The sequence below is a fragment of the Blautia sp. 1001283B150304_161114_C9 genome, from assembly GCF_015668165.1.
Lineage (GTDB): Bacteria > Bacillota > Clostridia > Lachnospirales > Lachnospiraceae > Blautia_A > Blautia_A wexlerae.
In genome coordinates, this window is the sequence record NZ_JADPGO010000056.1 from 1 (window position 1) to 9,987 (window position 9,987).

Here is a 9,987-nt window from a genome sequence, read left to right on the forward strand (position 1 = left end):
GGAGTAATGATTATCAAAGACAATATGGCAAATATGTGTGCAAAAGTAACTTCGACCTATATGGAATTTACTCTTGCCTTTGGTCCAAAACCGGAATTTAGTTTTTCATTTAAGTAGATTTATTATAATGTGGAAAATTTACATATTTGCTATGGAAAATAGAACAAATGTTCGATAAAATCATAACTGTAAACGAGCTCGAAATATTTCAGCACTGCAGGCTGGAAAAGAAAATGAAAGTGAGGACAGTAAATATGAATCGAAAAGAACTTATAGAGAAACGAAGTATCAATACAAAAGTATTTGAAAATCAGGACCATTCCTGTACAGCAGAGATTTATCTTGCTCCTGTACATTATAAGGATACAGATGGAACCTGGAAGGAAATGGATAATAAGCTGGAAGAGTCATATGAAACAAGTGTTTATGCACAAAAAACAAATCTTGTTTCAGAAGAAGGTTTCACAAACAGGAAGGGAACTTTTGGGGCATTTTTCGCCAAAAAAACATCAGAAGATAATATGATGAGGATTAAAGATCAGTATGGCAGTATTTCATGGGGCGTAGAAAACTGTAATACGGTAGAAGCTGTAAAACAGAAAGATAATACCGTTTGTTATCCTGAAATCCTGGAGGGAATGGAACTGCGCTGTCGTGTAAAGGGAATGCGTATGAAAGAAGATATGGTATTGCTTAGAAAGGAAGCTGCAAAATCATATACATATCTTTATCAGACAGAAGGACTTGTACCTGAGTTGAGGGAGAAAGAAGTACTCTTCTTTGATGAAGGTCAAAACGAAATTTTTAGGGTTCAGGCTCCATATATGAGAGATTTTTCAGGATCAAAATCAGAAAGTATTGAGGTGTCAGCTGAGATGACTGCTGATGGTAAGTGCAGAGTTACTTTTACTCCTGATAGAAACTGGTTAAATGAAGCGAGCAGGAAGTTTCCGGTAGTGATTGATCCTGTGACAACTACTTCCAAAGCAGCGACAGATATTGAAGATGCTTATATTTCATCTAAAAATAATACAGACAATTATTATAACAATGAAAATCTCTGGTTAAAAGGAGGAAACGAAATCAGAAGAAGTTTTCTGAAATTCCAGTTGCCTGAGATTAAGACAGGAGACATGATTGTAAATGCACGTCTTGTAATGGTATCGCTGGGAGAGAATGGTGCAGAGAAAACAATTGCTGTACATAAAGTGATTCAGAGCTGGGAATCAAAAACCATTAACTGGGATAATAAACCAATTTATGAAGAAACAGTTCAGGATTTATGCAAGTTTACTGCTGATAAAATCAAATATGTTGTGATGGATATTACCAGAATGGTAAAGGAGTGGTACAGAGATGGCAGTAATAATGGGCTGATGCTGAAAGAAATTGACGAATTATCAGGTTCCGTACAGCTGATGTCATCAGACTGGGATTCTTCACTCAGTGATTACAGACCCAAAATTGAAATTTCTTATGTAAACTATTCCGGACTTGAAGATTACTGGACGTATCATAGTCAGAATATCGGACGTGCAGGGACTGTCCATGTAAACGATTATAACGGAAATCTGATTCTGGAACATCGTGTCATGGAAACATCAGGAAGCAGAATGCCGGCAGAGGTATCGTTGGTTTATAACACAAATGATAAGGATACCAATATTGGATATGGAAAAGGATTTCGTTTAAATTTCCATCAGATTATCCATAAAAAATCAATAGCGGGGAATGTTTATTATGCTCATACAGATGCAGATGGTACAGTTCATTATTTTGTGGAAAAAGAAGTAGAAAAGGATGGCAATACGGTTAAAGAGTGGAAAGATGAAACAGGGCTGGATCTGACCCTGATCCGAAACTTAAAATCAGAAGAACCTTACACAATACAGAATAAAGACGGAAATAGTATGGTGTTTAATGAGTCTGGATATTTGATTGCGGTAAAAGATAAAAACGGAAATAAATTAACGGTTTCATATGTGAATAATCGTGTAAAAAATATTACAGATGGAGCCGGGCGAATTATTACACTAAATTATTCTCTGGGAAGCGATGGAGAAGAAGCAAACCTGATTCAGGCAGTATCACCATCGGGCAATAAGAAGACTTTTGCCTATACCGCAGGAAGGCTTACCACGGTAACAGATATAGATGGCAAAAAAGTATTTTACACATATGACAGTAATGGAATGCTTGCCAGTGCAGAGAATATTAATGGATATCAGGTAAAATACGGGTATTATACAGAGGAACCCCATCGTGTAAAATCTATCGCAGAGTATGGAGATGGAACAAAAGGTAAAAGCCTTGCTATGACGTATGGATATAACAGTACAAAATTTACAGATAACAAAGGGCGAAAAGAGATTTACCGATTTGATAATAATGGAAATCTGCTTCATGTACATGATGGTTTTGGGCATGCTGTAAGCTGTAAATATAATGTTGACGGAAATCATGTAAACCGTCTTGAGAATGCTACCAAGTTACAGGACAATGTAGTGCAGCTGCTGAAAGATCCAGTAGTGCAGGCTGAAAATACTCCTTGGACATCAAAGATTTCTCCGAAAGGTGCCGGAAATACAGAAATCAATACAATAGCAGCTGAATGCATGATGGGAAATCGTTCACTGAAGGCAGAATGCACTTCCGTGAGTGGATATGCATACTGGGCACAAAATGTTAAAGTGAAAAAGGGAATAACCTATACCGCATCCATGTATGTAAAAGCATCTGTCAGTGAGACTGCAGAAGATGGAGGTGCAATTCTGAGAGTCCGCTATATGGACAAAGATGGGGTACAGCAGCTGAAAGACAGTGAAATTATCAAAAAGACAACAGAAGGTTTTGTACGCCTGACTAATACATTTACTGTTCCGGAAGACAGCAGTGATACTGTTGTTAAGGTTTATATGGTTATGTGGCATGCCAAAGGTGTAATGTATGGTGATATGGCACAGCTTGAAACAGGAACGTCCGCTAACAGATGTAACCTGATTGATAATGGGGATTTCCACCTTGGAACTACAGAAGGATTTGAGAAAAATGAAAGCAACACGGATGGTCTTTCAGAAGTTGGAATCGAAGATAATATTCCGATTAAAAGTCAGCTTCTGGTAACTGCATCTTCGCAGGGAGTTTTAAGGAAAACCCCATCAGATACGGGAGAAGTTCTGTCCAGTCTGACGAAACATCAGTTACTTTCCGGATACATTACTGTCGAGAAGAATGGAAGAAACTGGTACTATGCAAAGACAGCAGATGGCAAAGAGGGATATGTCTCAACAGGTCAGGCGATTCCATATCTGGGAGGACATGAAGGAACAAATTCAGCATTCGTAGCAGCAGGAAACTCTATTTTATATAAAAGTGCAGATAAAACCAGTGCCAGAGTACAGGAAGGAATTGATGCAGGAGTTTGTGCTGCTCTTGTAAAAACTGTAGATGGAACGGATGGAAATAAATGGTATTATATGGGACTGCAGATTGATGGCAATCGCTTTTTCGGTTATATGCCGGTTTCTGCCATTGTACGTCTGTGCAGGAATATCGCGAAAGTAGAAGTAAAAAAGGACGGCAGCTATTATTCTTCCAGGAGTACATCAGGAGCAGCAGCGGGAAGCCTCACAGCCGGAACCCGTATGGCAATCAGAGGAACTTCAGTTGATTCTGATGGAAAAGAATGGGGAGTGATCAGAAGAGGCAGTAAATTTTATTATGTTCCAATGTCAAATCTGCAGATAAAAACAGCTCCGTTGTCTGTACGAAAGAGCCGTGACAAAATAGAAGAGTCGGTAGCAGGTCTGGATGAATCTGTTTATCATTTTGTCGGTGAGCCGGACAAAGATAAAAAACTGGTGAAGATTGTGGACATTACCGGAAAAAAAGGTGATACCTATATGGTGAATGCCTGGGGAATGGGAACATCTCTGCCTGAGACAGATAATGATAAAAAGAGGCGTTTTGGTACTGAGGTAAGATTTATCGGCACAGATGGGAAGGCAGATATACATTATACAAATTTTAGTCCGGACATCATGGACTGGCAGTTCCTCAGCGACGTCTATGTAGCAAAGAAAGATTATACCAGTATTGAGGTTGCCTACACATACTGTCATAATGCAAATATAGCATATTTCGATGGGCTGGCATTATATAAAGAAAATTTTGGATGCAGTTATACTTATGATGATGAAAATAACCTCATTTCAGTTAAAGATTTGCAGGAACAGGTAACGAAGTTTGAGTATAACAGTAAGTCTGATATGACAGGTATCACAGATGCGAAAGGTAATTCTTTCAAGTATGAGTATGACAATGAAGAAACAACACGTAATGTAGTTAAGGGGACATCTGCACAGAATGTGGTATATCGTTTTACCTATGATTCAGCGGGCAATGTCCTGAAAAGCGGATGTGTTGATCCGAAAGTTCCGGAGACGGGTACCTGGATTACCAGAGTTATGACATCAGATAAGAATCATGTGAAATCAGTGACAGATGCAGGAGAAAATACGGTTCATTATACATGGGATATGACCAGAGATCTGATGACGGCATTCCAGGATGCAAAGGGGAATAAGATCAGTTATACCTATGATGACATAGAACGTCTTCTTTCAGCTGCACAGACAGTAACTGTAAATGGAAATAGAGAAACAGTCAGAAATAATTATTCTTATACGGATGACAATCTGACAGGAATTGTTCATAATGGTTTTGCTTATGCTTTTAACTATGATGCTTTCGGAAATGTCAGTGATGTGTCTGTAGCCGGGAAACAGGCAGTAAGATATGAATATGAGGATGGAAATGGAAATCTGTTAAAAGTATGCTATGGAAATGGTGCATATATTCGCTATGAATATGATAAGCAGAATCGGATTCATATGGTTTATTTCAAAGATGCGGCAGACAGCAAAGAACAGAATCTTTACAGATATGCTTATGATAAGCAGGGAAATATTTATGCAGTAAAATCATATAAAGCAGGAAAGACATACTATCTGTTTTATGATTTCCTGGATCGTCTGGTGAGAGTAAGAGATGAGCTGGGGAGCACTTATGAATATGCCTATGATGCAAATAACTGTATGGAGTCAATGGTACATACCTGCGGAACACATACAATGAAAACAGTATATACCTATGACAAGGACAGCAGAGAAACAAAGACCAGATGTGCAAAGACCTTTGAAAGAACTACAGAGTATGACAAGTTCGGCAGAGTGTCCAGGCGTACCTGGAATACAGCATCTCCTTATATATCAGCATATACTTACATTGACAAGGGAGAGAATCGTTACAGTCTTCCTAAAACAGTTAAGAATGGTTCTGAAACCTTAAACTATACATATGACGCAAACGGAAATATCATAAGTATCAAAGATTCTGCAGGTGAGAGTACATTTCGATATGACGAATTAAATCAGCTGATCCGGGAAAATAATCATCAGTTAAACAAAACCATTACTTATGCCTATGATCTGGGTGGTAATCTTACAGTAGAAAAAGAGTACGCATTTACGACTACGGAAACTCTTCCTGATACACCTGTGAAGACAATGACAGGAACTTATGACAGTGCATGGAAGGATAAACTCCTGAGCTGGGATGGCACAGCAATGACTTATGATGCCATTGGAAACATGCTTACCAGAGGAGGAACAACTTATACCTGGACACAGGGACGCAGGCTTTCCGGTGTAGAAAATGGAAAGAGCATTAAATATCTTTACGACCACACAGGTGCCAGAGTGAAAAAAACAGTAGACAATACAGTGACTGAATATCAGTGGGCAGGAGATCTTCTCCTTTCTGAGAAAACTGACGGAAGAATCATCTGGTACTGTTATGACTCCCAGGCAAATCTGATTTCTGTTACCATCAGGGGAATCACCTATTTTTATGTACGAAATGTACAGGGTGACATCATTGCCCTTGTTGACGCAGATGGAAAAGTGGTAGTAAAATATACTTATGACAGCTGGGGAAAAGTGGTAGCTGTTACTGGTGAGCTGGCAGACACAGTAGGTGTTCAGAATCCATTCCGCTATAAGGGATATTATTATGATAATGAAACAGGTATGTATTATCTGAAAAGTAGATATTATGTTCCGGCTCTGAAGAGATTTATTTGTACAGACGAAATAAAATATACAGTAGCATCACCAAAGGACAGATCTTTTAAAAATCTATATGTATATTGTGACAATAATCCATATAGCAGAGAAGATCCAACAGGAAGATTTTGGACTGAAGTTGTTATAGGAGCAGCGATGAATGTAGTATCCTGTGGAATTGCAGCAAAAGTAACTGGTCAATCGTATACAGGATGGGACATTGCTGCTGCTGCTTTTTCAGGAGCTATAGCATCTCGCAGTGCTGTGTGGGGTGGAATTGCTAGTGCTATTTATGCTGGCTGGTCGGCTTGGAATAATGGAGGAACGATGCTTGAAATAGCGATTAATTCAGCAACAGCTTTTGTTGGAACTGCAGGGATAGGAAGTTTAGCTGGGGCTATAGGAGGAAAAGATTTGCCACGAATTCCAGAAAATACATTTAATGCTGTATATGGAACCGGTGGGAATTTAGTTTCTTCAAGTACAAATGCAGGAATAGTGCAAACACATCAATATAATCAGTATTCCAGAACAGATACACTTCATCCATATAAATCAGCAACCAGTAGATGTATAGGCGGTGGAAAGCGTTACAATCCAAGAACAGGAAAAACAAGTATATTTAAAATATTTCAGTCGAGTACAGGATTGATTTATTATGTATATAGTTGAATATACCTAAAAATGGATTGAATAAGTGTATTTAAAAATAATTTGTATGAAAATAGGAAAATTCTCTGACTACTTATAATGCGAAAAGCAATAGATAATAACCAGTGTGCCGACAAGTTGATTCTTGAAACAATCTTGCAGGATAAATTTTTTATTTCAAGGCGGAGGAAGGAGGCGTAGCGGTGGCTACGGCGACCGACGACAACGCAGCAAATGAAAAATCAGGCAAGTCTTGAGTCAGTTACTTATTTATTCGATGTACTGGAATTTGGCTGTATCAGAAAAAGGCGTTTAGATAAGTTATATAAAGAACTAGAGGGTGAGCAGAGTAGAAAACGGGGAGATGATTGGTATATGAGAAGCAATAAAATGAGAATAAAACAAACAAATTCGGAAGTGCTTTTGTTATTTGCTATAGTAGAATTTTTGGCATGGGGAATGTGGTTTTATACAAAAGAGAGCATAGGTATTATTATGGGTGTAAGCTTTATAATAATAATGTTGCCATCAGCGCTTATTACATTAAAAAGCGTTATTCTGACAGAAGATGGGTGCGAAGTAATTGCATTGTTTAGGAAAAAATCATATAAATGGAATGAATTGGAAATTATACGAAAAGATTGTTGGAGTTCTGGAGGACAGTATGCGACAAGGGTGGATGGAATTGTTTTTTCTGAAAAAAAAAGAGGAAAAAAAGGGAAGGTATATTCCAGTTATGAACTTTATTCGAATTATGTGCGGAGTTCTCGATTAGATTGTTTTTGTATTGTTTTTTGTGATAAAAGTGCAAAGATTAAATATATTATTAAAAATCATTTGGATAGAAGTGATGTATTTAAGAAACCATCCGAAAAAATACTTGAGCAATTATCTGAATGGGGCGTTGAAGTAGAGGAGGGAGAAAATCTTCGAAAAGAGAGAAAACAGAAAGGAAAGCAGAAAGTATATGATGAAATAGTTCGCATCCGAAAAGAACATAAGAAAAATAACTAGAGATGTAAAGAACGGTTGGTATTCCCCCACCGACCGTTCTTTTTATAGCAGCTTTTAAGGGAAAATAAGAGTATGGTTACAATATAATAAAAAAGAGCGTGATTATGGCGAAGTATAAGAATTGGTATTTGGCTGGAGAATCGGGAATGAAGGATGAGAGAAAAAAATTAAAATTAATTATATTACAATGCATAGCTGTGATAACTGCAAATTTTATTACAATCTGGTATTTCGAAGAACTTTTTTTCAGGGGATTTTGGTATGTTATTTTTGCATCATTTATTTTAACTTTTATATATATCATACGGAGTTTTTGCTGTTTGAGAAAGATTCGTGTATTTTGGTTTGCGGCAATACCAGTTTTTCTATTTGGAATATATCTGGCATTTTTGTTTAATGATGGAATAAAAAAATTAAACTTTCAGGTATATAAGGAAAAAAGGACTGAAATTGTTCAGATGGTACAGAATAACCAGATAAAAATAAGGAAAGATATGGAATTAATCGAACTACCAGAAGATTATAAAAAATGTTCTTCAGGTGGAGAAGCTGTAGTCCGGAAAAATAATGGCAGTTATACAGTGGGATTCTGGTATACACAAGGCTTTTTGGACAGTGGATTTTCTTTATTTGCCTATAGTAATGATGACAGTCGGACAGATGTGATTCAGATGGTAAAAGAATATGGAGGAATAGAATATGAAATTAATCTGTCTGAGAAAGAAAAGGGCTGGTATTATGTTACGGCAAAAGTCGGTGAGTAATTGAGAAAATGAAAGCGAAATATGTCTGGCGGTTCAAATTAGAATTAAGGAGAACAGAAATATGGATATACAAATACTAAATATTGCTGAACTGTTACTATTTGTTTTCATGATTTGTACTTGTATAAGGATATACAGACAAAAGAAACAAAAAGGAAAAATATCGTTAAAAACGTTAATTATGTTTTTGATAAACCTTATATTCTATGCTATGGTAACTGGAACTAATTATCATCGAACTCACCCGGGAGAGAGTAAATTTCAGGCAGGGATTACATATAATAATGTACGTATATTTATTTATAGTATTGTCTTTTGTTTAGGCCTGGCAATCATGAAGAAAATGAAAAAGCTTGCGTCAAAGTGGATTATAACATGGGCGATATTATGTACGGTATTTCTAATTGTAATGTCGTTTTGCGAAATAGAAAATGCATATGTGAGTTTTTCAACAGCAGATCAGGCAGAAAAGTATTATGGAATTGAAAAAAATAAAATAGATGAAATATATGGTGAAGATTCCATAGAGGTATTATATCTTGAAGATAGACAAATGAATAGTAAAATAATTTATAAAGAAGAAGGAGGAGGGTGGAAATGTACATCACATTCTGAGATAAAATGTCTTTATAATAGGGCTGATTTTAAGAAAGATAATACAATTGTTGTGCGAGAATGTACGATAACCGGAGAACTGTATATCAGTGTTATTTGTGGAAAGAAAGATAATAAAGATTTCCAGATATCAGATACACAAAATACAATTTTTACAAAAAAAGAATTTGTAAATAAAAATGGAGAACAGATAAGTTATAATGGCTATCTTGGAAAAGAAAAACCAAAAAATTATGTGATTTACTTAGATGGCGAAGAGATATCTATAGACTGGAACGAAAGTGATATTATGATTGTTTGACAGGAACAAAGTTAAAGATGAATAAAGTTGATTATGAAGAGAACGGTTGGCATTCCCCCACCGACCGTTTTTTTTGTACCCATTTTTAACAACCGTAGCAAGAATTCCCTCACTATAGGTGATGGGATGAATTGCACATTCGAGCATATCTGCTCAAATTCATAAAAAACTACAAAACACTTGTTCTGATACAATAAATATATTATAATAGAAAAAAAGAACAATATGCTCTTGACTTTGGGTCGGTCGAAATAAGTGTACAGAATGAGTTTAGATAATAATTCTCATTCAGTGTTTTTATTTGATCATGGTTATGAAATATAGCAGAAAGATGCTGGACAATAAGAGGTCAGAGAGAGAGCAAAAGAAATCTTTGAAATATAGTACCTGTTGAAACAATCCATCAGTATATAGAGAGTCAGGGTGAGAAAGATAAACCGTATAATGGTATCGTAATTTAAGACACTTCAAGAGACATTTCTTAATGAATCTGATATACTGTAAACACTACAGAAAG

General features: G+C 36.5%; 4 protein-coding genes. All 4 read left to right on the plus strand.

Annotated features, from left to right (window positions below; all coding sequences use genetic code 11):
• The first annotated feature begins 254 nt into the window (after nt 1-254).
• The 4 genes from I4V44_RS16620 to I4V44_RS16635 all read left to right on the plus strand — a co-directional run bounded on the left by I4V44_RS16620 (nt 255) and on the right by I4V44_RS16635 (nt 9,470).
• A complete protein-coding gene (locus I4V44_RS16620) occupies nt 255-6,797 on the plus strand; it encodes a DNRLRE domain-containing protein (RefSeq protein WP_182437633.1) in 6,543 nt (2,180 codons plus the stop codon).
• Nucleotides 6,798-7,010: 213 nt separating this feature from the next.
• On the plus strand, nt 7,011-7,790 hold the full coding sequence (locus I4V44_RS16625; protein ID WP_062807414.1) for a hypothetical protein: 780 nt from the start codon (nt 7,011-7,013) through the stop codon (nt 7,788-7,790).
• Between the two features lie 104 nt (nt 7,791-7,894).
• Nucleotides 7,895-8,554 (plus strand): CPBP family intramembrane metalloprotease, encoded by a 660-nt coding sequence (locus tag I4V44_RS16630; protein ID WP_141396036.1) that lies wholly within the window; start codon nt 7,895-7,897, stop codon nt 8,552-8,554.
• 61 nt (nt 8,555-8,615) lie between these two features.
• Nucleotides 8,616-9,470 (plus strand): hypothetical protein, encoded by an 855-nt coding sequence (locus I4V44_RS16635; protein ID WP_118670451.1) that lies wholly within the window; start codon nt 8,616-8,618, stop codon nt 9,468-9,470.
• Nucleotides 9,471-9,987 lie beyond the last annotated feature (517 nt).

What these genes read in the sequence shown, in the direction of transcription:
- I4V44_RS16620 (WP_182437633.1), top strand. Translation starts at nt 255, where the DNA reads ATGAATCGAAAAGAACTTATAGAGAAACGAAGTATCAATACAAAAGTA.
- I4V44_RS16625 (WP_062807414.1), top strand. Translation starts at nt 7,011, where the DNA reads ATGAAAAATCAGGCAAGTCTTGAGTCAGTTACTTATTTATTCGATGTA.
- I4V44_RS16630 (WP_141396036.1), top strand. Translation starts at nt 7,895, where the DNA reads ATGGCGAAGTATAAGAATTGGTATTTGGCTGGAGAATCGGGAATGAAG.
- I4V44_RS16635 (WP_118670451.1), top strand. Translation starts at nt 8,616, where the DNA reads ATGGATATACAAATACTAAATATTGCTGAACTGTTACTATTTGTTTTC.